Below are 20,986 nucleotides of genomic sequence, written 5' to 3'. Positions count from 1 at the left end.
CGCCTCCGCGCGCGCGGCACTCGCACCTTGGCGCGAGCGCGCGAGCGTTCATTCGCCGTGCTCCGCGCCGTATTCGGCGCCCGACAGGGCGATGCGGATCGCTTCGATCTGCTGGGCGACGCCGGCGCGCACTTCGCCGACTTCCGACACCACCACGCAGCTGAGCCGGTCCAGGCTTTCGTCGTCCACCAGTTCGATCACGCCGACCACCGGATGCGCCTGGCGCACCAGGCCCAGGCCCTTGGCGACGTCCTCGCGCACGCTGGGGTGCACGCGGATCAGCAGGAATTGCTCCGCCTGCGCCGATTCCACCGCCTGCATCACCAGCGGCGGCACCACGCTGCGCGCATCGAATTCCGGCGAGATCCGCGCGACGATCGCGCAGGCCAGTTCGGTCACGCGGCTGCCGGCGTCGGCCAGCACGCGCGCGCGGCGTTCGTTGAGGTCGGCCAGCTGCTGCGCCATCTGCTGCTGCGCGCGCGCCAGGCCTTCGGCGAATCCGGCCGCGTAGCCGGCCTCGCGCGCTTGCTTGATTTCATCGCCGGCCAGCGCGTAGAGCTCGTTGACCCGGGCCAGCATCTGGTCGAGTTCGGCGACCGCGTTCCACTGTTTGGCTGGCACCACGGTGCCGGCGAGCGCGCGGTCGAACTGCTTGCGCTCGAACACCGCGACCGTGCCGCCGGCGCGGCCCATATCGCGGCGCGCGCCCGGCTCGGCGGCGCCGCTCACCGACGCACCCACGGCCGCGAGGGCGGCGGCGGACGGATAGTCGGAACGGAGCGGATCGGCGGGCATGGGGATTCCGTTGTCAGGGCGTGCCGTGGAAGGGCGAGCGAGGCGGCGGCGGTCAGGCCGTCAGCGGTCGCGCGCCGTGATGGGTATACAGCCGCTCGACGACTTCCGGCGGCAGGTGCGCGAACAAGGTCGGCGCGTTGTCGTGCAGCTCGCGCGGCAACAGCAGGCGCGACCAGTCGGCCAGGCCGGGATCGCGGCGTTCGGCCCACAGCTGCAGTTCGGCGCGGCCGCGGCGGTCGAGCAGATCGAACAGCGGCTGATCGTCGCCGGCGCGCAGCGCCTGATCGATCTCGGCCGCCAGCTGCGCGCCCAGGTTGGCCTGGACCTTGCCGTCCCAGACCAGACTGTCGAGCGCGAGCAGATAGGAATTATCCAGCGCTACCTTCAGCCGGCGCACCGGCTCGCGGCGCACTTCGGCGCGGATCGCCGGCGCGTAGGCCAGCGCGCCCAGGTCGCGCACCAGACGGGCCATGCGCGCGCGCGGCCAGCGCAGCGCGGCGGCGCCGAATCCGGCGCCCGGTTGCGGCGCCAGCAAGGCCGGCGCGTCGTTGGCGGCGAGCCAGCGCGCCAGCATGCGCCGGCCGATGGCGCTGTCGCGGGCAGCGGCGAGCAGCTCGGGAGCGATCCGGTCGTTACCGGTCCCGTGCCAGCTCGGATCGACCTCGGTGAGGATCGTCCGCAGCGCCGCCGCCGTGCTCATCCGTTCCAGACCCCGCTACGCGCGTTGGACGGCTGCGGCTGTGGCGTCGGCGCGAAGCGCGCGCGCAGGCGACCGAAGAAGAACGCGACGATCGCCAGCAGCACCAACACCACCGCGCCGATGATCACCGCGCTCAGGTCGATCGAGCCGATCACCGCGTTGAGCGGTCCGCCGGCCTGATGTGCCTTCGGCGGCGCGACGACGGTGAAGAACTTCACCGTGACCTTGTTGACGTCGTCCAGGCCCTCGACGCTGTCCTTGACGAAGACTTTGATGTCGGTCTCGCGATCGCGCAGGCTTTGGCCCGGGCGTTCGAAGATCAGCACCGAGGCGGAAGAATCCTGCACGTTGCCGCCGAGCGGATCGCGATCGGGCAGGGCGATGTGCACGCGCGCCTCGACCACGCCGTCGATGCGGGTAAGCGTGCGCGACAGCTCTTGCGACAGGCCGTACAGATAGCGCGCCTTCTCTTCCAGCGCGGAGGAGGCGAAGCCTTCCTTCTTGAACACATCGCCGAGCGAGCGGTACTGCGCGCGCGGCAGGCCGCGCGAGGTCAGCACCTGCATCGCATACGGGATGTCGCCGCGATTGACCATGACCTCCCAGCCGGTCTTGCTCGGCGAGGGGTCTTTTTCCGCTGGAATGCCCGCGTCCAGCAGGGCCGCCATCAGTTCGTTGGCCTGCTGCTCGTCGAGTTGGCTGTACAGCGGTGTGCGCGTGCAGCCGACGATCAGCAGGCAGGCCAGCAGGGCCGCCATGACTCTTACCGCATTGAAGCCTGACGCCCTACCCATGCATCCCCCGTGGTGTTGATGTGCCTTGCCTGTTACGACTGCTGCCGGAACAACTGCTGGATGCCGTCGGAGGTGCGATTGGCGACGTTGGAGGTGAGCGTCGAGGTGAACATGAACTGATGGCAGCGCATGGTCATCTGGATCATCTCGCCCGGCGTCAGCTCGGCGGCGTTGGCGGAAATGTTCTGGCTGGCCGCACCGATCTTGTCGGCGCCGCCGTCGAGGTTGTCGAGCGCCGCCAGCACCGCGCGGGTGCCCTGCGATTGCTCGGCCGGAGCGGTCTGCGCGACCTGGCCGGCACCGCCCGCGTTCTGCGCGCCACCGGCGGGCGCGGCGCCGCGATCGAACGCGGCCGCGAACTCGCGGATGTCGTAGGCAGACGCCTGCGGCGACTGCGCCGGCGATGCGGCGGCCGGCTGCGCGGCTTCGGCCGCGACTTGGATGGCTTCGATCATGGCCCTGGTCTCCTTGAAACGTTAGGTCCGAACGAAAACAAAAACATCGAATGCGCTACTGACGAACTCCTGCGCGATCGGCCGCGTCGCGACGGCGGCCGCCGGCCCGTGGGCACCCGGATCGTTCGATCCGGATGCCGCAACGGCGCAAGGCGGCGGACGTCGGGCCGCGCCAGACCGGTCAGGCCTTCGACGCCAGCTTCTCGATGCCCTGGGCGACGCTGTTGATCGAGGTCGAAGCGCTGTTGGAGATGAACTGCATGCGCAGGCTCTCGGAGGTCAGCGCGATCATGCTCGAAGGCTGATCGTTGCCGCCGCCGATGGAACCGGACAGCTCGGTGATGCGCGAAGCCTGGGCGTCCATGGTGGATCCCCATGCCTTCGCCATCGCTTCGTACCAGCTGCCGCCACCGCCGCCGCCACCGCCCGCGCCGGAAATGCCGCCGCCTGCGCTGCTGCCGCCGGCACGCGAGCTCTTGCCGTTGCCGATAGCGTCGTTCTTGTTCACATCAGCGATGAAGCTGCTGACCAGGCCGGCGGTGCCGCCTGCATTGACTGGGGTACTCATGACGTCTCTCCTGCTCGTTGCGGCGAGGCCGCTGAATGGCGTGGAACAACGGATGGCACAAAACTGACTACGGGATACATACGCTTACGTATGGCGAATTGCAGATGCATGGTGCCGATGTTGGATTTAATCGGTGATGCCGTGGTGAAACCAGCTAGTGCTAACCCGGGGGTGCCCTGTTCACTGACGGTTGCCGGGACGCGCGGACGCCTCGGCGACGGTGGGTGATGCGGCCGGCTTGGCCGCGGGCTTGGCGGCCGGCACCGAAGCCGTCGGCGCCGCGCCCGGGCTGGCCGCGCCGGCCGGCACGGCGGCCGGCGTCGCGGATTTGCCTGCCGGCGTCGCCGGGGTGGCCGCGGTGGCGGCCGGAGTAGCGGTGGTCGTCGCGGCCGGATCGGCCGCCGGCGCGGTGCCGTTGGCGATCGCCAGCTCAGCCGCGGTCAGCGGCTGGGCCTTGAGCTGCTCGGTCAGGCCGGTGAGCTTGTTCAGCGCCCAGGCCTTGTCGCCGATCGCGATCAGGCTGCGGCCGTCGGGCATGACGTCGCCGACCGCGTATTCGACGCCGTCGATGTCGATCACATGCGGATTGGGGCCGCGCACGATCTGCACGATCCGGGTCGGCTCGGTCACCGCCGGCTTGCTCGGCGCTTCCGGCGCGGCCACGGTCGGGCCGGCGACGTGGGTCTCTTCCGACAGGTTGCGCGGAATCACCCGGCGCACGCCGTTGACGTCCTGCATCGCGCGCGAGGCGACCGCGCGCTTGAACACGTTTTCGTCCGCGAAGCGGCCGATGACTTCGACATCGCCGTTGCCCAGGTACTTGGTCTGGGTGCTCAGGCCCTGGCTGCGCAGCACTTCGCGCACGTCGGCGGCGATATCGTCGCCGGTGCGCAGGTCCAGGCGCGCGTCGACCTGATCGGTCGCCAGGCGTTTGCGGATCATTTCGCGAACCGAGGCGTCCTTGACCGTGCCCGACAGCACCAGGCTGCCGTCTTCGTTCTCGACCAGGCGGCCGCCGGCGATCTGGAATTCCTTGATCAGCGGCTGGACCACTTCGGTCGGCGTGGGTTCTTTTTCGAAGCCGGGCATCACCGCCGCGGCGATCGCCACCGACACCAGCGACAGCGCCGCCAGACCGGCGATCAAGGGCAGATGGCGCATCGCCGACTTCGGCGCCTTGGCCACTTCGCCCAGGTTCGGCAGCATCGTCGCCCAGCCCGGATCGTCGGCCGAACCGACCGCGAACGAGGCGCTGCCCAGGTCCACGCGCTGCATCGCGGTGAGCTCGGCCGGGTCGCCGGGATTGAGGTTCTGCCCGTCGATCAGCAGCGGCGCGTCGAGCGCGCGCAGCGACACGGTGCCGCCCATGCGGGTGAGGAACGCGTGGCGCGGGGCGACGCCGGGATCGGACAGGACGATGTCGCAATCGCCGCTGCTGCCGATCAGCACGGTTTCCTGCGCCGACAGCGGCCGGTTGCCGCCGGTGTGCAGGCCCGAGACGATGCGCAACACGCTGATTACCGGCGACACCCGGATCTCGTTGCGCGATTCGGGCTTGGCGTCGGCGGCGGTTACCTCGCCGGGGTTGGTCGGGTTTTCGTCGATGGAGGACATGGCGAACTCCTGTCAGGCGCCGTCGCGAAGGACGGCGTGTACGGTCGGGACGCGCGATACGCGCGGGCCAATCGGCCGATGAATGGGGAGAAATCTGCGAAGTTGTCGGTTCATTCGTCTGGGCTCCTCAGGCGTTGACCTGGCCTGCCTGCACGATGCGCAGATCGGGTGCGAGTTCCTGGTAGGACAACACCGGCAGTTCGAAGAAGTCGATCTCCAGCAGCTTGCGCAAATGACGGCGAACATCCAGTGAACACAGCAGCACCGGCTTAACGCCTTCAGCTTGGCGCGACAGATGCGAACGCACTTCCGCGCCGAGGCGGCCGGCCAGTTCCGGCGAGATCGCCAGCTGGGTCGCGCCGCCCGCCACCCGCACCGACTGGCGCAGGCGGTCTTCCAATTCAGGATGAATCAGCAACACCTGCATGGTGCGTTCGCCGTCGGCGTAGCGATCGGCGATTTCGCGCTTGAGCGCGACGCGCACGTACTCGGTCAGCAGCACCACGTCTTTCTCGCGCCCGCCGACATCGGTGATGGCTTCGAAGGCATCGCGCAGATTGCGGATCGGCACGCCTTCCTCGACCAGCCGGCGCAGCACGTCGGCCACGCGCTGCGGCGCGACCACGCGCAGCATTTCCTTGACCAGGTCCGGATAGTCGCGCTGCATGCGCCCGAACAGGTTGGAGGTTTCCTGGATGCCGATGAAGCTGCCCATGCGCCGCTCCAGCGCGGCGCGGCAGTGCTCGACCACCGTGCCCAGCGCGTCGCGGATGCCGGCGCCGGCCTGGCCGGTCCATTCGCCGGCCAGCGGCGGAAAGAATCCGGGCAGCTTGGGCGCGTTGGCGTCGCCCAGGCGCGCCGGGCGGAATTGCGCGTTCGGCGACAGCCGGCCGAAGGCGATGCGCGCGCCGAACGCGGTCAGCCGATAGCCGCCCAGGCCGTCGCCGCTGTCCAGGTCCGCGGCCAGCTTGAGCACCGGCACCGGCAGCGGCACGCCGTATTCCTCGCGCAGACGGCGCGCGACCTCGATCATGCGTTCGCGCGTGAGCTGCTCGCCGAACACCGCCGCCAGCGACGGCGACAGTTCCAGCTGCAACGCCGCCGGCGGCGCGATCTCGTCTTCGTTGATGACTTTTTCATCGACGCCACGCTCGCCCTCGGGGACCCGGAAGGCGCGGCGCAGCATCACCGAGCCGTGGCGGTAACGCCAGGCGGCGAAGCCCAGCAGCACCACCGACAGCATCAGGAACACCAGCTTCGGAAAGCCCGGCACGAAGACCATCAGGAACGCCAGCACGCCGGTGATCAGCAGCACGCGCGGCTGGCCGGTGACCTGGCGGGTGATCGATTCGCCCAGGTGGCGATCGTCTTCGTCGCCGGCGGTGCGGGTCACCACCAGGCCCGCGGCGATGGTCGCCAGGATCGCCGGAATCTGCGAAACCAGGCCGTCGCCGATGGTCAGGATGCTGTAGGTGTGGGTCGCGTCCGCCAGCGGCATGCCCTTCTGCAGCACGCCGATGGCCAGGCCGCCGAGCAGGTTGATGATGATGATGACGATGCCGGCGATGGCGTCGCCCTTCACGAACTTCATCGCGCCGTCGAGGCTGCCGTGCAGCTGGCTCTCGACTTCCAGCAGGCGGCGTTTGCGCTTGGCCTCGTCCTTGTCGAGCATGCCCGCGCGCAGGTCCGAGTCGATCGACAGCTGCTTGCCGGGCATCGCGTCCAGGGTGAAGCGCGCGGCGACTTCGGCCACGCGCTCGGCGCCCTTGGCGATAACGATGAACTGGACCACGGTGATGATCAGGAACACCACGAAGCCGACCACCAGGTTGCCGCCGGCGACCATGCTGCCGAATGTTTCAACGATGTGACCGCCGTTGGCTTCGAGCAGAATCGAGCGGGTGATGGCGATCGACAGCGCCAGCCGGAACAAGGTGGTCAGCAGCAGCACGCTGGGGAAACTGGAGAACGCCACCGGCGTGGGGATGTACAGCGAGATCAGCAGCAGGCCGAAGCCGATGGCGATGTTGACCGCGACCAGGGTGTCGATGATCGCCAGCGGCAGCGGCAGGATCATCACGCCGATGATGGTGACCGCGGCGACGGCCAGGACCAGATCGCTGTAGCCGGCGCGCCGACGCGGGGTCGTGCCGGGCGAAGCGGCCATCAGGGAACTCAGCAATGCACGCATTCGGTCAGCCCCGGACCCTGGAAATTGACGTCCCGTCGGGGGACTTCGCGGCGGCGAGCGTACGCGCAAAGGCGATCGCGCCGTCCCGCGGGTATCCGCCGCAGGCTGCGATCTTGTGATGGATTGCGCTGTCTCGAACGCTGAAAGCAGTCACTGCTCTGTCACGTACCCCTGAGCACCCACGCATGGCGCTGTCCTCAAACACGATGCCGGTTCGGACGGCCGATACTAAGTGCTAATTGTCACCCGTTGTATGAACAACAACGTTCTTATGCCATATCTGCACAATCACTATTGTCTGCGTTCCATCGCATAACATTCGCGCGCATTCATCATTGTTTTTGTGAACTTGTGCGCAATTGCGTCATCGCATTCGACTAACGTAAGCGCGAAACGCTCACGATTCGCGCTCCGTGGGGGAGGCTGCGACAGACGTGGAAGAAGTTGCTGTTGAAACCGTCGTATCGGCCGCGCCGGGCGCGGGCACCCGCGGCGCCGGTTCGGCCGGCGCGATGTCCGCCGGATCGAGTTCGGCGATGAGATTCAGCGACTGCCCGCCGACGCCGACCGCCAACGCCCGTCCGCTGCGCGTGCGCAGCACGACGATGCGTTCGCGCGGACCCACGGGCAGGATCTGCAGGATCGACAGCGGCGCATCGCGCGCGGTCAGGCCGTGACGCTTGCGCAGATACAACAGCACCGCGACCAGGCCGCCCAGGACTACCACCACCGGCAGCAGGATCGCGACCAGTTCGAAGAACAATGACGGTGGCGACGCGGCCGGAGCCGTCGCCGCGACAGGCGCGGCGGAGGTCGCGGCGGCAGCGAGCGCAGCCAGGGGCGCGCAGGCGGCCAGAGCGCAACAGCGAACGAGAAAACGCAGCAAGGGCAGGGTCGGCATGGCGAGTCAGTGCGATACGCAGGGTCGGAACGGAACGGGCGCCGGGAGCATCTGCGGCCGCGCGGAGGCGACATACCGTAGCAGTACGCGGCCGCTTTCAGGCACCGCCCCGCGTCGCCGGCGGCTTCACGTCGGCGGGCCGGCCCGCATGGCATTGATGTAAGCATGGCCTCCGCGAAATCCACCGCCCACCCGCAAGACGCGCCGGCGCGCGACGCTCAACCGCAATCGGCCGGCCTGCTTGGCGCGGTGCCGTTCGCCTGCGCGATGTTCGACGACGACGGCGTTCTGCGCGGCGGCAACGCGCGCTTTGCGGAAGAATTCGGCGAGCTGCCCGAGCACAGCGAACGCGACGCCCTGCTGGCGCGCCTGCAGGGCGAAGCCGGCGCCGGCGAGCGTCCGCGCGAAGTGCGCGCCCCGCACAGCGGCCGCTGGTACGCATTGCATTGGGGCCGCGCCGAACACGACGGCGCGCCGGTCGATGTGCTGACAGCGGTGGACATCAGCGAGCGCATCGAGACCCTGGACTCGCACAAGACCCGCCAGGAAAAACTCTTGTTCACCTCGCGCCTGATGTCGGTCGGCGAAATGGCCGCGACGCTGGCGCACGAACTCAATCAGCCGCTCGCGGCGATCATGAATTATCTGAACGGCAGTCTGCGTCTGGTCGAGCAGGCCGGCGGTCCGGTGCAGGTCGAACGCGCGCTGCAGGCCGCGCGCACCCAGGCCGAACACGCCGCGGCGGTGATTTCGCGGGTGCGCGAGTTCGTGCGCGCGCGCGAACCGCGGCGCGATGCCCACGAGCTGAGCAAGATCGCCGAAACCGTGCTGGAACTGTTGCGCCTGGAGGCCGAGCGCCTGCAGCTGCGGATCGACCTGGGCCTGCCGACCAACCTGGCGCCGGTGTTCGCCGACCGGGTGATGGTCGAGCAGGTGCTGCTGAACCTGGTCAAGAACGCGATCGAAGCCATGCGCGAAATCCCGACCGCGCGGCGCGAGCTGCGCATCGACGCGCGCATGAACCTGGACGACCAGATCGAGGTGCGCGTGTCCGATCGCGGCGCCGGCCTGAGCCCGGCCGAGCAGGATCAACTGTTCTCGCCGTTCTTCACCACCAAGACCGACGGCCTGGGCATCGGCCTGGCGATCTGCCGCTCGATCATCGAATACCACGAGGGCCGGCTGTTCTTCGAGCCGCGCGAAGGCGGCGGCAGCGTGTTCGGCTTCACCCTGCCGCGTTATGAGGCGCGCACTTGAGCGGCGCGCGGGCGCCGTCCGGCCGGGCCTGGGCATCGCGAGATGACAAAGGTCAGCATCGCCGCCCCCGCCCGCCGGGTTATACCGTGCGGCTGGCGCGCGACCGGGCGAGGTCCGTGCGCGCCCCGCTCCATACGCTTTTCGTTTTCACCGTAAAGGTTCACGCAAGGACCCGTGCGCGTATGCGCGCATCGCTATGCCGGGAGTGAGGCCGCATGACCGAAGCACGCATCTACCTGGTGGACGACAACGACGGCTTCCGCGAATCCACCGCGTGGCTGCTGGAAACGGCCGGGTTCGAAGTGCAGGCCTATGCCTCGGGACCGGCGTTCCTGCAGGCCTACGCCGGCGAGCGCCATGGCGGCGCGGCGCCGTGCATCGTCTCCGACATCCGCATGCCGCTGATGAGCGGACTGCAATTGCAGGAAGAACTGCGCCGGCGCGGCATCGCCCTGCCGCTGGTGTTCGTGACCGCGCACGGCGACGTGCCGCTGGCGGTGGAGGCCATGCGCAAGGGCGCGTCCAACTTCCTGGAAAAACCCTTCAGCGACGACGCCCTGATCGACGCGATCCGGGCCGCCATCGCCAATGCGCGCAACCATGCCGGCAGCGAGGCCGGCGACGACCGCCTGGCCCGGCTCAGCCCGCGCGAACGTCAAGTCATGGACTTGGTGGTGGCGAGCAAGCCGAACAAAATCATCGCCGACGTGCTCGGCATCAGCGTCAAGACCGTGGAACTGCATCGATCGAACATGATGAACAAACTCGGAGTACGCTCGCTGCCCGAACTGATGAAGGTGGCGCTGGGCCATGGGTGAGCCGCACAGCATGAGCAGCGAAGACAGCGCGCCGGCGCAAGCGGCCGCGGCCGCGCAACCGCCCCTGGAAGGCACTTCGATCCGCGGGCGTGTGGCCTCCTTGCCGCTGTGGCAGGCGCAGGCTATGTGCGCCCTGTTCGGTGCGGCGCAGCGTTGGCCGCTGCGCGAAGGCGGCTGGCTCAGTTTCGCCCAGGCTTCGCCGATCGACGGCGAGGTAATCACGCTGGAAGGCGACGGCGCGCGGGTCAAGCTGCAGCTCGACAGCGGCCTGTCGCTGGATCACGACACCGGCCTGCACTGGAGCGACTACCAGGGCCGCTCGCGCGTGCTGGCCTGGAGCCTGGCCCACGAATCGCAGCTGATGCGCCTGAGCCAGGCGATCGACATCGCCCTGATTCCGGTGGTCGACGACGGCAACACCTCGCTGCAAAGCCTGCAGGCGCTGACCAAGGCCGACCTGGACGGGCTGTGGCTGGCCTTCACCATCGCCGATACCGGCGGCCAGCCGCGCGTGCGCGGCAATCTGCGCATCCCGCCGGGCTGGGTCGACCGCCTGCTGCAGCGCGCGGAAATTTTCGAACGCCCGCACGGCGACGACAGCGACGGCTATCGCGACTGGTCCGACCTGCCGATCCCGATCGCGCTGCGCTGGGACGGTCCGCAACTGCGCTACGCGCAATGGCGCCAGCTGCGTCCCGGCGACGTGCTGGTGATCGGCAACTACCAGCGTCCGCCGCCGGTGCGCGCGCAAGTGCCCGGCTACGCCTGGCCGCTGCTGCCCGATGCCGGCGGCTGGCGCATCGATGGACCGCCCTTGACCCTTTCCACGCATCAGGAGACTTCCCCGATGAGCGACACCGAGTCCGCCCCCGACACCGCCGAAGCCACCGGCCCGGATGTTCCGGTCCGCCTGGAATTCGATCTGGGCCGGCTGGAATGCCGCTACGAGGATCTGTCCGGCTTCCAGCCCGGCTACGTGTTCGCCCTGCCTTCGCGGCTGGAAGGCGCGAACGTGGTGATCCGCGCCAACGGCCGCGACGCCGGTCGCGGCGAGATCGTCGCGGTCGGCGACACGCTGGGTGTACGCCTGCTCTCCTGGAGCTGAGTCATGGATTTCAGTTCGTTCTCGCCGGCGCTGGTGCTGCTGACGGTCGTCAGCCTGGCGCTGGCGCCGTTCGTCGCGGTGATGGTCACTTCCTTCACCAAGATCGTCGTGGTGCTGAGCCTGTTGCGTAACGCGCTGGGCCTGCAGCAGGTGCCGCCCAACGTGGTCATCAACGGTCTGGCGATCGTGTTGTCGATCTACGTGATGTATCCGGTGATCCTGGAAACTCACGACGCGGTCAACGCGCGCGCGAACGGCACCGCGGTCGCCGCGACGCAGGGGCAGCCGCCGGGGACCGCGGCCGCGGCTCCTGCTGCCGGCACGGCACCCGTGGGCACCGCGCCTGCGGGTGCGGCTCCTGTCGCCGCTGCTACTGCGCCGGCCGCCAACACCGCCGCCGCGCCGGTCGCCAACGCCGCGGTTCCGGCCGCTCCGGCCGCTCCGGCCGCGGTCGCCGCGACGCCGGCCGCGGGCGCCAACGCCAATGCCGCAGCGACCGCCGCCGGCGCGAAAAAACCCGCGGCGCCGTCGGCCTTGCTCGGCGGCGGCAAGATGGACGCCGCGCGCATGCTCGCGCTGATGGACGCCGGCAAGGAACCGCTGCGCGGGTTTCTGATCAAGCATTCCAGCGACGCCGAGCGCGCGTTCTTCCTGCGCAGCGCGCAGCGCCTGCTGCCGCCGGCCTCGCGCGGCGACATCAGCGTCAACGACTTCCTCGTGGTCATCCCCGCCTTCACCGTCAGCGAACTCACCGCCGCGTTCCAGATCGGCTTCCTGATCTTCCTGCCGTTCCTGATCATCGATCTGGTGGTGTCCAACATCCTGTTGTCGCTGGGCATGATGATGCTGTCGCCGACCACGGTCTCGCTTCCGTTCAAGCTGCTGCTGTTCGTGCTGATCGGCGGCTGGGCCAAGCTGGTGCATGGATTGGTGCTGACGTATGGCGCTTGAAGCCGGGATTCGGGAATGGGGATTGGGGATTCGCAAACGCGGCGCTCGCCGTTAACCGACTCCACTTCCCACCCCGTCCGGCTGTGCTTTTCCTAATCCCGAATCCCGAATAACGAATCCCGGCACTCCTATGGGCGACATGCTCGAAATGACCAAACAGGCGTTGTGGCTGACGCTGCTGCTGTCGGGCCCGCCGGTGGTCGCCGCCGCCCTGGTCGGACTGGTCGTGGCCTTCATTCAGGCCGCGACCCAGTTGCAGGAACAGACCTTCGCCTACGCGATCAAATTCACCGTGATCGTGGTGACCTTGTTCGTGACCGCGTCGATGATCGGCGGCACCCTGTACACCTTCGCCGACCGCATCTTCATCGATTTCCCGGGCATGGTCCGGCACTGATGCGCGACGGCGACACCCGCATCGCGCGGCCCGGCCGCGGCGCGCGATGAATATCGATTCCTACGGCAATGTGCTGATCGCGCTGGGGCTGGTGCTGCCGCGCGTGATCGGCTCGTTCATGATGTTGCCGCTGATCACCAGCGAGAACATGCCGCCGCTGGTGCGCAACAGTTTCATGGTGAGTCTGGCGATCATCGCCATTCCGGTGGCGATGAACGGCGTGCCGCTCAATCAGCTCAGCGCGCTGAACTTCGCCCCGATCATTCTCAAAGAGTTGTTCATCGGCGTGTCGATCGGCTTCTGCTTCGGCATGGTGTTCTGGGCGATCAGCGCCGCCGGCAATGTCGTCGACACCCAGGTCGGCATGACGCTGGCGCAGGTGTTCGACCCGATCCAGGGCCATCAGGCCTCGCTGCACGGCACGTTCCTGTCGCAGTTCGCGGCGTGGCTGTTCATGGCCAGCGGCGCGTTCCTGGTGTTCCTGGACTTGCTGCTGTCGAGTTACGCGATGTGGCCGGTGGTGTCGTTCTTCCCGAACCTGCACGCCTCGGGCATGGAGTTGTACGTCGGCCAGTTCAGTTATCTGATGACCGCGCTGCTGGTGATGGCCGCGCCGGTGATGGTGGTGTTGCTGCTGATCGACCTGTCGTTCGGCCTGGTCAACCGCTTCGCGCCGCAGCTCAACGTGTTCACCATCACCATGCCGATCAAGGCGTGGCTGGCGACCTGGATCATTTTGCTGATGCTGGGCGTGTACGTGGAGATCGTGCTCGATCGGCTGGGCGGGAACCGCAGTCTGCTGCAGGCGCTGCATCGGGTGTTTGGCGGCTGAGTCGTCTCAGACCTCGGCGGCGCTATTGCTGTTGCCCCCTTTGAAAAAGGGGGCGGACGGCCGCGAAGCGGACGCGGGGGATTTGCTTTTGCTTTGGCTGTTCGCGAGCAAAAGCAAATCCCCCCTAGCCCCCCTTTTTCAAAGGGGGGAATACTTCGGGGAAGTTGGGTAAGCCGTGGGAAGCTTCGCGGCTTTGGCCACGCCGGCGTTCACTCCACCGGCGGCGGCAGTTCCATCTCGCTGGTGTCGCCCTCGCGCAGACGACGCACGCCCTCGGCCCAATGCAACACCTCGGCCACCGCTTCGAAGAACTCGCTGCCGATGTAATCGTCCAGTGCCACATGCTCGTGCAACCCGCGCGCCAGTTCGATGTTCTGCAGGATCGGCACCCCGGCCTCGACCGCCGCGCGTTTGATCTGCTCGGCCATGTAGCCCTCGCCCTTGGCCACCACCACCGGCAAGTCGGTGGTGCCGTGCTCGTACTGCAGCGCGATGGCGATGTGGGTGGGGTTGGTCACGACGACATTGGATTGGCGGACGGCATTGAGCATGTTCTGCTGCGACCACTCCTGATGCAACTGCCGGCGCCGGCTCTTCACGTGCGGGTCGCCCTCGCTCTCCTTGACCTCCTGCTGGATGTCGCGCCGGCTCATCCGCAACTGCTTGGTGTAGGAGAACTTCTGGTACCACACGTCGATGGCCGAGACGAAGAAGAACACGAAGATCGTCCAGATCACGATCCGCACCAGGCCATGCCAGATGCCCGCGCCCATCGCCTCCGGCGGCGCGTACGGCAGCAGCATCAACTGGGCCAGCATCTTGTAGATCACGAACACGCCGATGCCGATCAGCGCGCCGCTCTTGATCACCGACTTGACCAGTTCGACCAGGTTGTCCACGGAGAACATCTTCTTGATGCCCTCGGCGGGATTCATCTTGTCCAGGCTGGGCTTGACCTTGCCCAGGCTCAGGATCGGCCCGACCTGCAGGAATTCGATCACCACGCCCAGAAACACCGCCATCGCCAGCAACGGCAGCGACAGCCACAGCAGCGCATCGAACGCGGCCGCGCCGACTTCGCGCAGCGCGTCGCCGAAGGGCTGATTGATCGCGCCCAGGCTGGTCTCGAACAGGCGGATCAGCTTCATGCGCATGAAGTCGAGCATCAGCCAGCCGCACACCACCCAGCCGAGCACCAGCACGGTGCTGGTCAGCTCCTTGCTCTTGGCGACGTTGCCTTCCTTGCGCGCGTCGCGGATCTTTTTCTGGGTAGGCGGCTCGGTCTTGTCGGCGCCCTGGTCCTTCGACATGCACGGCCCTCAGCGAGAGGACGAGGAGGCTAGCATGGGCCCCACGACGCGGTAGTGGCGGGTGTCAGCAATCCACGCGCCATCGCCCGGAGCGCCGGCCCGGCCCGAACCGTGAACCCCTGGGCACCCGTACGCTGACGCCGGACCCGCTTGCGCGCCCGCCGCGGCCGGAGACGAATGAACGGGCCGGAACCCACCTAGGGTCACCCCGAGTTGGCCCTTTCCCCCCCCGGGCGCTACATTTCGCCCATCCCCCCGACTTCACCCGACAACCGCCCCGCATGAGCACCATCGGCCCCGACTCGCGCATCGACCGCACCGGCTTGGACAGCCAGGCTGCGCTCGAAAGCCTGCGCAGTCGCGAACCGGCCGCGCAAGACCCGATCCAGCACGCCAACGCGGTCTCCGAGGCCGTTCCGGCCTACGCCCCGCCCGCGGTCGATGCCGGCGAAGACGTCCTCAATGCCGATGCCTGGCACGGCGTGCCCCCCGGCGAGCGCCTGCTGGCCGGCGACAGCCGCCTGGAGCACGAACTGGGTTCGCTGGACCTGTCCGCCGCCGCCGACCGCGGCGCCGACGCGGTGATGGACTCGTTCACCGTCTGAGTTTTCCCGGCGCCCCCGCGCCCGGACTGACCGACCCGCGACGCATCCTCCCCGATCGCCTCCTTCCTGCCCCGTCGCGGCCGCCGCCGTCCGCATCGCCGCGCGAACGCCCGCTGGGCTAGGCTAACGATCTCTCCGCTGCCCGCCTGCGTTGCGCCGTGACCGACGCCGTTCCCTCTCCCGAAGCCCTGCGCGCCGCCGCCGACCGGCTGATTTCGGCCCTGGCCGCGCACAGCGACCCCGAGTACCGGCTGACGGTGCTCAAGCGGGTCGTGCGCCGGCTGGGCGAGGAACGCTATCCCTTGTTCATCCGCCTGCTCGGGGTGGTCGCCGAAAGCGACGACGCCCGCGCTCAGCGCCTGCTCGCGGATACCTTCGGCACCGCGCTGCGGCGCATGGACCTGCCCGGCGGCGCCTTGAGCTCCTGGGGCGCCACCCGCCTGCCCGACTCCACCGGCCCGGTCGCGGTCAGCGCCTTGTCCGGGCATTTCTTCGGCGCCACGCCGCGGCGCCTGCTCGGGCCGGTCGAATACCTGACCGTGTGGCATCTGCAACGCACCCAGCGCACGGCGCTGGGCGCGGACACCTTCCGCACCGCGCTGTCGCGGCTGATCGCCCTGCTCAACCGCAGCGAGGACGCGCGCACGCTGTATCCGCAGAAGCTCGCCTCCGATGCGCAGAACGAACTCGAAGGCGCCTACACCCGCGCCACCCGCGAACGGCTGGCGGCGATCGCCGCGGCCTGGCGCGCGGGCAAATCGCCCGATGCGGTGGCGCAGGCCGCGCTCGACACCGACGCCTCATCGCATCCCAGCGGCTGGGTGGTTCGCGACTTGTAAGCCCGCAGCGATAGCGCATCCGCGCCTGCGACACTGGGCCACATCCGCGCTCGCAACGACGGTGCTGCAATGCGGTCTTCCGCATCGTTGAGGTGAATCGTGCGCGATCGCCGCATTACGCCCGTCCTCGCTCATCCGCATGACCGCACGCGCCGTCGCCTGCTCGCCGGCCTGGGCGCGGCGACGCTGCTGTCGGCCTGCGGCCGCGCCGCGCCGTTGTCGCTGCACGGCATCGACCTGAGCCACCGCAGCGGTTTCGGTCGCGATTTCCGCCTGCTCGATCCGCAAGGCCGGGCGCGCACGCTGGCCGATTTCCGCGGCAAGATCGTGCTGCTGTTCTTCGGCTTCACCCTGTGCCCCGACGTCTGCCCGACCGCGCTGACCCGCGCCGTGCAGATCCGCAAACTGCTCGGCCGCGACGGCGAGCGCCTGCAGGTGATCTTCATCACCCTGGACCCGGAGCGCGACACGCCCAAGGTCTTGCAGGCCTACACCCAGGCCTTCGATCCGAATTTTCTCGGCCTGACCGCGGACGCGCAAACCATCGACGCGACCGCGAAAGCCTTCCGCGTGGTCTACGCCAAAGTGCCGACCGGTTCGACCTACACCATCGACCACTCGGCCTTGAGCTATGTCTACGACGCCGATGGCGCGTTGCGCATGGCGTTGCGGCACGAGCAAAGCGCGGCCGATTGCGTCCACGACATCCGCCAGATCCTGTGAGGCCAGCATGACTTCGATCCACTCCCTCGCCGCGCTCGCGGCTGCGGTATTGCTGAGCGCATCGGCCGCGGTGTCGGCGCAAGTGTCGGTGGACGCGCCGTGGGTGCGCGCGACCGTGCCGCAGCAGCAGGCCACCGGCGCCTTCATGCGCTTGACCGCCGCGCACGACCTGCGCCTGGTCGCGGCGCGCTCATCGGTGGCGCGGACCACCGAGGTGCACGAGATGGCGATGCAGGGGCAGATGATGCGCATGCGCCAAGTCCCGGAACTGGCCTTGCCGAAAGACCGCGCCGTGGCGCTGGCGCCGGGTGGTTATCACATCATGCTGATCGATCTGAAGCGGCCGTTGAGCGCGGGCGAACAGGTGGCGATCACGCTGGTGTTCGCCGATGCGCAGGGCAAGCGCAGCGAGCAGCTTGTGCAAGCTCCGGTGCGGCCGCTGGGTGCCGCGGCGCCCTGAGCAAGCTTTTTTCTTTTGTTGTGGGAGGGAGCTTTAGCCCCGATGCTTTTCGCTCAGCTCGCGGTGGATTCCGGCAATCGGAGCCAAAAGCATCGGGGCTAAAGCTCCCTCCCACAAAGCCTTGGTATCGGGGCTGATGCTCCCTGCACAAAGACTTCGCCTATAAGCCGATCAAACTGCGCTCCGGCCCCGGCCGCTTGCCGAGCTTGCGCTGCAGGGAGCGCCGATGCATGCCGAGCAGGCGCGCGGTCGCGGAAATATTGCCGCCGGTATCGTTCAGCGCCTGCTGGATGTGTTCCCACTCCAGGCGCCGCAGCGGCGTCATCGTGTCGGGCGCTTCCGCCACGGCCGGCGCATCGGCCGATTCCAATCCCAACGCGGACAGGATCGCCGCCACGCTGGCCGGCTTGGGCAGATAGTCGTCGGCGCCGCGCTTGATCGCATCCACCGCGGTGGCGACGCTGGCATAACCGGTGACCAGCACGATCCGCATCTGCGCATGCAACTCGCGCAGCGGCCGGATCAGTTGCAGCCCCGATTCGCTGCCCAGCTTGAGGTCGATCAGGGCGAACGAAGGCGGCTGCGCCATCGCCAGGTCCAGCGCTTGCCGCACGCCGGCGGCGGTGCGCGCCTCGATGCCGCGTCGCGCCAGGCTGCGCTGCAAGGTCGCTGCGTAGGCCGCGTCGTCGTCCACGATCAAACCGCTCACGGCAGGCCCATGGATCGCGGCGCGGGAGAAAGTCGTTGCATTCATGCGCCGCATCCTAATCCCGCCGCCGCGCGGCGGGACTGCGGCAAACTGCCACAGGACAAACTGTCCATGGCTGTGCTGGACTGCGGAATTCCGCCATCGCCCTTCTCCCGCGAACGGAAGAAGGGCGATCGCCTCGCGCCGCCGCAAACGGCGGCGCGGGTTACCGCTTCAATGCACTCCGGCCGTCACTGCCGCTTGCAGTCCACCACCTGCTCGGCATCGGTGCCGTAAGCGACTTCGTGCAGCGTGATCGAAGTTCCCTTCGACGCCTGCAAACCGAACGGCACTTCCAGCTTGCCCATGTCGGCGCCGGCCGCGCGCACGCACTTCAGAGGAATGCCGATGCGCTGCCACTGCCCGCGTGGCAAGCCGCGCAGGATATCGCCGAGCGGCATCTTCGCTTCGCACTTGGGACCGGTGCACACGGCGATCAGATTGGTATCGCCGGCGCCGACCGCATCGACCTTGAGCGTAATCAACAGCTGCACATCGCCGTTGGTTTCGCGCACCAGCTCCATCGGCGTATCGGCCACCCATTCCACGCGCGCATCGCCCTTCCAATCCACGCGCCAGGCGTCTTCCTGCGCCTTGTAATCGACCGCCGACACCGCCACCGCGCCGTCGGCGCTGGCCAGCGGCGGCTTGATCGCATCGGCGCGCTTGCCCTGCGAATCCACGCGCAGCTTCCAGCCGCGCGGCAATGCGCCGCGGCCGAGGAACTGCATCGCGCGCTGATCGATATCGGCCGTGCCCGGATCTTCCGCGAGCGCGCCGACCTTGCCCGGCTTGGCGTAGCTCAAGCCATAACCGAAGGCGAACTGCGGCGAATAGTCCTTGTCGCCGACGTTGGCGATCTGCACCGCCGTACGCGGCCACGAGTACGACAGCTTGCCCTTGAAGTCGTGAGCGACGCCGCCGGCGCCGTTGCGCAGCAACACATCGGCGATGCCGCCGCCTTCCGAACCGGGCAGCCATGCGGCGACAAAAGCATCGGAGGCGTTGATCTCGCGATTAACCCACAACGGCCGCCCCGACAGGAACACGCTCACCACCGGGATGCCCTCGGCCTTAAGCCGCTTGATCGTTTCCAGCTCCGGATTGCGCGTCGGCCGGAACGTCACCGTGCGCAGATCGCCCTGGAATTCGGCGTAAGGGTCTTCGCCATAGACGAAGATCGCCACGTCAGGCTTGTTCTTGTACTTGCCGTCCGCAGCCAGCTCGGCTTGCCCGCCGGCGGCCTGGATCTGCTCGCGCAATCCGCTCCAGATCGACTGCGCATGCGGGAAATCGCTGGCTTTCAGCCCGGTTCCCTGCCAGTTCAAGGTCCAGCCGCCGGACTGCTTGGGCAGGTTGTCGGCGCCTTCGCCGAGCACCAGCACGCGCGCCTTGGGCGAAATCGGCAACACGCCGCTGTCGTTCTTCAACAGCACCAGCGACTCGCGCACGGCCTGGCGCGCGATCGCGCGATGCTCGGCGCTGCCGAGCAATTCGAACTTGCCGCCGAGCGGCCGCTGCGACGGCGCGCCGGCTTCGAATAGCCCCAAGCGCAGCTTCACCCGCAGGATGCGGGTCACCGCATCGTCCAGGCGCGCCATCGAAATCTCGCCGCTTTTGACCTGCTTGAGCGCGTTGTCGTAGTAACCGCGCCAACTGTCGGGCGCCATCAGCATGTCCACGCCGGCGTTGAAGGCGGCCGCGCAATTGTCGTTGCTGCAACCGGTCACCTGGCCGTGCGCGTTCCAGTCGCCGATCACGAATCCGTCGAAGCCCATGCGCTGCTTGAGCACGCCGGTCAGCAAGGCCTTGTTGCCGTGCATCTTCTGGCCCTGCCAACTGGAGAAGGACGCCATCACCGTCTGCGCGCCGGCCTTCAACGCCGGCGGATAGCCGGCGCCGTGAATATCGCGCAGTTCCTGCTCGCTGATTTTCGCATCGCCCTGGTCGCGGCCTTCGAAGGTGCCGCCGTCGGCGAGGAAGTGCTTGGCCGAGGCGATCACATGGCGGCCGTCGAGGAACTGCCTGGTGCCGACCTTGCCCTGCAGGCCCTCGATCGCGGCCGCGGCGTAGCTGGCGACCACGCGCGGATCTTCGGAGTAACCCTCGTAAGTGCGGCCCCATCGATCGTCGCGCGGCACCGTCAGGGTCGGCGCGAAGGTCCACTCCATGCCGGTGGTGCGCACCTCGGCCGCGGTCGCCGCGCCGATCCGCCGGATCAGCTCGGGATTGCGCGTGGCGCCCAGGCCGATGTTGTGCGGGAACAAGGTCGCGCCGATCAGGTTGTTATGGCCGTGCACCGCGTCGATGCCGAAGATGATCGGCACGGCGGCCTTGCCGTCGCTGTCGTCCATCGAGGCTTTATAGAATTTGTCCGCCACCTCCAGCCATTCCTGCGGCGCCGCAGCGTAATTGCCGCCCGGCTCGGAGATGCCGCCGGGCTCGGAATTGCCGCCCGCCAGCACCGAGCCGATGTGGTATTTGCGCACGTCCTCGGGCGTGGCGCTGTTGATGTCGGCCTGGACGATCTGGCCGACCTTCTCTTCCACGCTCATCTTCGCCAGCAGATCGACGATGCGTTTTTCCAGGCGGGCGTCGCGCGCGATCGGCGGTTTCAGGGCGGCCCAATGCGCCGGGTCCACGGTCGCGGCGGCCGCCGGCGCCCCGTCGGCCGCCGCCAGCCCGGGCAGCAGGGCCAGCGCCAGCGCGCAGACCAGCCGCCGGCGCCGGGGATATCGCGATGGGATCGAAAGAATCGCCGCGCGCTCGTGTGCGCTAAGCTCTGCGTTCATGCACTGCTCCTGGTGGCCTGAAAACGACGCGCGGCTTGCGCATGAAAATAGCGAAAGCCGGGCGAAATGGATGAGTATTGGCCGCGCGTTCTGGCAAAATACGCGTAACGCGCAGCAAGGGAAACGACCGG

21 protein-coding genes are annotated in these 20,986 nt (G+C 68.1%); 10 read left to right on the top strand and 11 right to left on the bottom strand.

Annotated elements, in window-relative coordinates:
* Positions 1–48 precede the first annotated feature (48 nt).
* The 8 genes from LG3211_RS01015 to LG3211_RS00980 form a co-directional block, all read right to left on the bottom strand.
* Complete coding sequence (locus tag LG3211_RS01015) at positions 49–795, bottom strand: FliH/SctL family protein (RefSeq protein WP_057941213.1); 747 nt, start codon at positions 793–795, stop codon at positions 49–51.
* Between the two features lie 52 nt (positions 796–847).
* Positions 848–1,495, bottom strand: a complete 648-nt coding sequence (locus tag LG3211_RS01010) for a hypothetical protein (RefSeq protein ID WP_057941212.1) — start codon at positions 1,493–1,495, stop codon at positions 848–850.
* The gene (sctJ, locus tag LG3211_RS01005) at positions 1,492–2,253 is read right to left on the bottom strand and encodes a type III secretion system inner membrane ring lipoprotein SctJ (RefSeq protein ID WP_057941211.1); all 762 of its coding nucleotides are present in this window, start codon (positions 2,251–2,253) and stop codon (positions 1,492–1,494) included. The genes LG3211_RS01010 and sctJ overlap by 4 nt, the downstream gene beginning before the upstream one ends.
* 68 nt (positions 2,254–2,321) lie before the next feature.
* Complete coding sequence (locus LG3211_RS01000; RefSeq protein ID WP_057941210.1) at positions 2,322–2,744, bottom strand: hypothetical protein; 423 nt, start codon at positions 2,742–2,744, stop codon at positions 2,322–2,324.
* Positions 2,745–2,925: 181 nt separating this feature from the next.
* Complete coding sequence (locus tag LG3211_RS00995; RefSeq protein ID WP_222837556.1) at positions 2,926–3,312, bottom strand: hypothetical protein; 387 nt, start codon at positions 3,310–3,312, stop codon at positions 2,926–2,928.
* 180 nt (positions 3,313–3,492) lie between these two features.
* A complete protein-coding gene (locus tag LG3211_RS00990; protein WP_057941209.1) occupies positions 3,493–4,926 on the bottom strand; it encodes an FHA domain-containing protein in 1,434 nt (477 codons plus the stop codon).
* 127 nt (positions 4,927–5,053) lie between these two features.
* Positions 5,054–7,093, bottom strand: coding sequence for an FHIPEP family type III secretion protein (locus LG3211_RS00985; protein WP_057941208.1), 2,040 nt, complete (start codon positions 7,091–7,093; stop codon positions 5,054–5,056).
* Positions 7,094–7,514: 421 nt separating this feature from the next.
* Positions 7,515–8,018 (bottom strand): flagellar biosynthetic protein FliO, encoded by a 504-nt coding sequence (locus LG3211_RS00980; RefSeq protein WP_057941207.1) that lies wholly within the window; start codon positions 8,016–8,018, stop codon positions 7,515–7,517.
* 165 nt (positions 8,019–8,183) lie between these two features.
* Here LG3211_RS00980 and LG3211_RS00975 point away from each other — a divergent pair, with 165 nt between their 5' ends.
* The 6 genes from LG3211_RS00975 (at position 8,184) to sctT (ending at position 13,378) form a co-directional block, all read left to right on the top strand.
* On the top strand, positions 8,184–9,275 hold the full coding sequence (locus tag LG3211_RS00975; RefSeq protein ID WP_057941206.1) for a sensor histidine kinase: 1,092 nt from the start codon (positions 8,184–8,186) through the stop codon (positions 9,273–9,275).
* Between the two features lie 215 nt (positions 9,276–9,490).
* Positions 9,491–10,093 carry a response regulator transcription factor gene (locus tag LG3211_RS27240; protein ID WP_057941205.1) on the top strand — a complete coding sequence of 201 codons (603 nt, stop codon included), beginning with the start codon at positions 9,491–9,493 and terminating at the stop codon, positions 10,091–10,093.
* Positions 10,094–10,103: 10 nt separating this feature from the next.
* Entirely contained in the window at positions 10,104–11,198 is a 1,095-nt protein-coding gene (gene sctQ / locus LG3211_RS00965; protein ID WP_057941204.1) for a type III secretion system cytoplasmic ring protein SctQ, read from the top strand.
* Positions 11,199–11,201: 3 nt separating this feature from the next.
* Positions 11,202–12,149: a hypothetical protein gene (locus tag LG3211_RS27265; protein WP_425479927.1), complete on the top strand. Its 948-nt coding sequence runs from the start codon at positions 11,202–11,204 to the stop codon at positions 12,147–12,149.
* 139 nt (positions 12,150–12,288) lie between these two features.
* The gene (gene sctS, locus LG3211_RS00950) at positions 12,289–12,546 is read left to right on the top strand and encodes a type III secretion system export apparatus subunit SctS (RefSeq protein WP_269465119.1); all 258 of its coding nucleotides are present in this window, start codon (positions 12,289–12,291) and stop codon (positions 12,544–12,546) included.
* Positions 12,547–12,592: 46 nt separating this feature from the next.
* Positions 12,593–13,378, top strand: a complete 786-nt coding sequence (gene sctT, locus LG3211_RS00945; RefSeq protein WP_057941202.1) for a type III secretion system export apparatus subunit SctT — start codon at positions 12,593–12,595, stop codon at positions 13,376–13,378.
* A 209-nt stretch (positions 13,379–13,587) separates the two neighbouring features.
* Here the strand turns inward: sctT and sctU are convergent, their stop codons facing one another.
* A complete protein-coding gene (gene sctU / locus LG3211_RS00935) occupies positions 13,588–14,688 on the bottom strand; it encodes a type III secretion system export apparatus subunit SctU (protein WP_057941200.1) in 1,101 nt (366 codons plus the stop codon).
* A 281-nt stretch (positions 14,689–14,969) separates the two neighbouring features.
* Between sctU and LG3211_RS00930 the strand changes: the two genes are divergently transcribed.
* The 4 genes from LG3211_RS00930 to LG3211_RS00915 all read left to right on the top strand — a co-directional run bounded on the left by LG3211_RS00930 (position 14,970) and on the right by LG3211_RS00915 (position 17,315).
* Positions 14,970–15,293, top strand: a complete 324-nt coding sequence (locus LG3211_RS00930; RefSeq protein ID WP_057941199.1) for a hypothetical protein — start codon at positions 14,970–14,972, stop codon at positions 15,291–15,293.
* A 158-nt stretch (positions 15,294–15,451) separates the two neighbouring features.
* Positions 15,452–16,132, top strand: coding sequence for a hypothetical protein (locus LG3211_RS00925; protein WP_057941198.1), 681 nt, complete (start codon positions 15,452–15,454; stop codon positions 16,130–16,132).
* A gap of 99 nt (positions 16,133–16,231) precedes the next feature.
* Positions 16,232–16,855: an SCO family protein gene (locus tag LG3211_RS00920; RefSeq protein ID WP_237049808.1), complete on the top strand. Its 624-nt coding sequence runs from the start codon at positions 16,232–16,234 to the stop codon at positions 16,853–16,855.
* Between the two features lie 7 nt (positions 16,856–16,862).
* Positions 16,863–17,315, top strand: coding sequence for a copper chaperone PCu(A)C (locus LG3211_RS00915; protein WP_057941197.1), 453 nt, complete (start codon positions 16,863–16,865; stop codon positions 17,313–17,315).
* A gap of 160 nt (positions 17,316–17,475) precedes the next feature.
* Here the strand turns inward: LG3211_RS00915 and LG3211_RS00910 are convergent, their stop codons facing one another.
* Both LG3211_RS00910 and LG3211_RS00905 read right to left on the bottom strand, forming a co-directional pair.
* Positions 17,476–18,069, bottom strand: coding sequence for a response regulator transcription factor (locus tag LG3211_RS00910; RefSeq protein ID WP_057945177.1), 594 nt, complete (start codon positions 18,067–18,069; stop codon positions 17,476–17,478).
* 185 nt (positions 18,070–18,254) lie between these two features.
* Positions 18,255–20,855, bottom strand: coding sequence for a glycoside hydrolase family 3 protein (locus LG3211_RS00905; RefSeq protein WP_083512210.1), 2,601 nt, complete (start codon positions 20,853–20,855; stop codon positions 18,255–18,257).
* Positions 20,856–20,986: the final 131 nt, after the last annotated feature.

The sequence above is a fragment of the Lysobacter gummosus genome, from assembly GCF_001442805.1.
Taxonomy (GTDB): Bacteria; Pseudomonadota; Gammaproteobacteria; order Xanthomonadales; family Xanthomonadaceae; genus Lysobacter; species Lysobacter gummosus.
This window is presented reverse-complemented; position numbering and strand designations above follow the sequence as displayed.

Coding starts and splice junctions, on each gene's coding strand:
- LG3211_RS01015 (WP_057941213.1), bottom strand. CDS start 795: ATGCCCGCCGATCCGCTCCGTTCCGACTATCCGTCCGCCGCCGCCCTC.
- LG3211_RS01010 (WP_057941212.1), bottom strand. CDS start 1,495: ATGAGCACGGCGGCGGCGCTGCGGACGATCCTCACCGAGGTCGATCCG.
- sctJ (WP_057941211.1), bottom strand. CDS start 2,253: ATGGCGGCCCTGCTGGCCTGCCTGCTGATCGTCGGCTGCACGCGCACA.
- LG3211_RS01000 (WP_057941210.1), bottom strand. CDS start 2,744: ATGATCGAAGCCATCCAAGTCGCGGCCGAAGCCGCGCAGCCGGCCGCC.
- LG3211_RS00995 (WP_222837556.1), bottom strand. CDS start 3,312: ATGAGTACCCCAGTCAATGCAGGCGGCACCGCCGGCCTGGTCAGCAGC.
- LG3211_RS00990 (WP_057941209.1), bottom strand. CDS start 4,926: ATGTCCTCCATCGACGAAAACCCGACCAACCCCGGCGAGGTAACCGCC.
- LG3211_RS00985 (WP_057941208.1), bottom strand. CDS start 7,093: ATGGCCGCTTCGCCCGGCACGACCCCGCGTCGGCGCGCCGGCTACAGC.
- LG3211_RS00980 (WP_057941207.1), bottom strand. CDS start 8,018: ATGCCGACCCTGCCCTTGCTGCGTTTTCTCGTTCGCTGTTGCGCTCTG.
- LG3211_RS00975 (WP_057941206.1), top strand. CDS start 8,184: ATGGCCTCCGCGAAATCCACCGCCCACCCGCAAGACGCGCCGGCGCGC.
- LG3211_RS27240 (WP_057941205.1), top strand. CDS start 9,491: ATGACCGAAGCACGCATCTACCTGGTGGACGACAACGACGGCTTCCGC.
- sctQ (WP_057941204.1), top strand. CDS start 10,104: ATGAGCAGCGAAGACAGCGCGCCGGCGCAAGCGGCCGCGGCCGCGCAA.
- LG3211_RS27265 (WP_425479927.1), top strand. CDS start 11,202: ATGGATTTCAGTTCGTTCTCGCCGGCGCTGGTGCTGCTGACGGTCGTC.
- sctS (WP_269465119.1), top strand. CDS start 12,289: ATGCTCGAAATGACCAAACAGGCGTTGTGGCTGACGCTGCTGCTGTCG.
- sctT (WP_057941202.1), top strand. CDS start 12,593: ATGAATATCGATTCCTACGGCAATGTGCTGATCGCGCTGGGGCTGGTG.
- sctU (WP_057941200.1), bottom strand. CDS start 14,688: ATGTCGAAGGACCAGGGCGCCGACAAGACCGAGCCGCCTACCCAGAAA.
- LG3211_RS00930 (WP_057941199.1), top strand. CDS start 14,970: ATGAGCACCATCGGCCCCGACTCGCGCATCGACCGCACCGGCTTGGAC.
- LG3211_RS00915 (WP_057941197.1), top strand. CDS start 16,863: ATGACTTCGATCCACTCCCTCGCCGCGCTCGCGGCTGCGGTATTGCTG.
- LG3211_RS00910 (WP_057945177.1), bottom strand. CDS start 18,069: ATGAATGCAACGACTTTCTCCCGCGCCGCGATCCATGGGCCTGCCGTG.
- LG3211_RS00905 (WP_083512210.1), bottom strand. CDS start 20,855: ATGAACGCAGAGCTTAGCGCACACGAGCGCGCGGCGATTCTTTCGATC.